Source organism: Streptomyces sp. NPDC003697, assembly GCF_053587115.1.
On sequence record NZ_JBSFNN010000170.1, the window covers coordinates 1 to 1782 of the forward strand.

General features: G+C 72.9%; 1 pseudogene. It reads left to right on the plus strand.

What is annotated here, in order from left to right:
• Positions 1 to 93: 93 nt before the first annotated feature.
• Positions 94 to 1659: pseudogene (katG, locus tag ACWDNY_RS31370) on the plus strand (catalase/peroxidase HPI); the annotation flags it as partial.
• Between the last annotated feature and the right edge of the window lie 123 nt (positions 1660 to 1782).

Consider the following 1782-nt stretch of genomic DNA (forward strand, 5'->3'; position numbering starts at 1 on the left):
GGCCCCCGGCCTGACCGCCGGCCTCACCCGGGAACTGCACGAGCTGGCCGTCCGCGCCGCCCGCGCCGTCGACTACGTGGGCGCCGGCACCGTGGCGCCGTCCAGATGGGCCTGATCTACGTCAACCCCGAGGGCCCGAACGGCAATCCGGACCCGATCGCCGCGGCCCGCGACATCCGTGAGACGTTCCGCCGGATGGCGATGAACGACGAGGAGACGGTCGCCCTGATCGCCGGCGGCCACACCTTCGGCAAGACCCACGGCGCCGGCCCGGCGGACCACGTCGGCCCCGACCCCGAGGCCGCCCCCCTCGAGAACCAGGGCCTGGGCTGGAGCAACTCCTTCGGCACCGGCAAGGGCGGCGACACGATCACCAGCGGACTCGAGGTGACGTGGACCAACACCCCGACGACCTGGGACAACAGCTTCTTCGAGATCCTGTTCGGCTACGAGTGGGAGCTCTTCGAGAGCCCCGCCGGGGCCCACCAGTGGCGGCCCAAGGACGGCGCCGGGGCGGGCACCGTGCCCGACGCCCACGACCCGTCGAAGAGGCACGCCCCGTCGATGCTGACGACGGACCTCGCGCTCCGCTTCGACCCGGTCTACGAACAGATCTCGCGGCGCTTCCTTCAGGACCCGGACGCGTTCGCGGACGCGTTCGCGCGCGCCTGGTTCAAGCTCACCCACCGCGACATGGGACCCGTCGTGCGCTACCTCGGCCCGGAGGTCCCGGCCGAGACGCTGCTGTGGCAGGACCCGCTGCCCGAGGTGACGCACGAGCTCGTCGACGACGCGGACGTCGCCGCCCTCAAGGCGCAGGTCCTGGCCTCGGGCCTCACGGTGCCGCAGCTCGTCTCCACCGCGTGGGCGTCCGCCTCCTCCTTCCGCGGCAGCGACAAGCGCGGCGGCGCCAACGGTGCCCGCATCCGCCTCGAGCCGCAGCGGGGGTGGGAGGTCAACGACCCCGACCAGCTGGCGACCGTGCTGCGCACCCTGGAGGGCATCCAGGAGTCCTTCAACGCGGCCCAGACCGGCGGCAAGCGCGTCTCCCTCGCCGACCTGATCGTGCTCGCCGGCTGCGCGGCCGTCGAACAGGCCGCGAAGGACGCCGGCCACGACGTGCGGGTCCCCTTCACGCCCGGCCGCGTGGACGCGTCGCAGGAGCAGACGGACGTCGAGTCGTTCGCCGCGCTGGAGCCGACCGCGGACGGGTTCCGCAACCACCTGGGCAAGGGGAACCGGCTGCCGGCCGAGTACCTGCTGGTCGACCGGGCGAATCTGCTCACCCTGAGCGCTCCCGAGATGACGGTCCTCGTCGGCGGCCTCCGCGTCCTCGGCGCGAACCACCGGCAGTCGGCGCTGGGCGTCCTCACAGCGACCCCGGGGGTGCTGACCAACGACTTCTTCGTCAACCTGCTCGACCTGGGCACGACGTGGCGGGCCACGTCCGAGGACGCGAGCACCTTCGAGGGACGCGACGCCGCCACCGGTGAGGTCAAGTGGACCGGCACCCGCGCCGACCTGGTCTTCGGCTCGAACTCCGAGCTGCGGGCGCTCGCGGAGGTCTACGCGAGCGACGACGCCGGGGAGAAGTTCGTCACGGACTTCGTCGCGGCGTGGGACAAGGTGATGAACCTGGACCGGTTCGACCTCGTCTGATCACCTGATCGCGCCGTCCGGGCCGGCCCCGCGGGCCCCCGGGGACAGCCGGACCGCCTGGCGTCCGGAGGCCTCCGAGGCGAGGGTGCCCTGGGTGTGGTCCGGGCCGATCCTCGTCCCGGT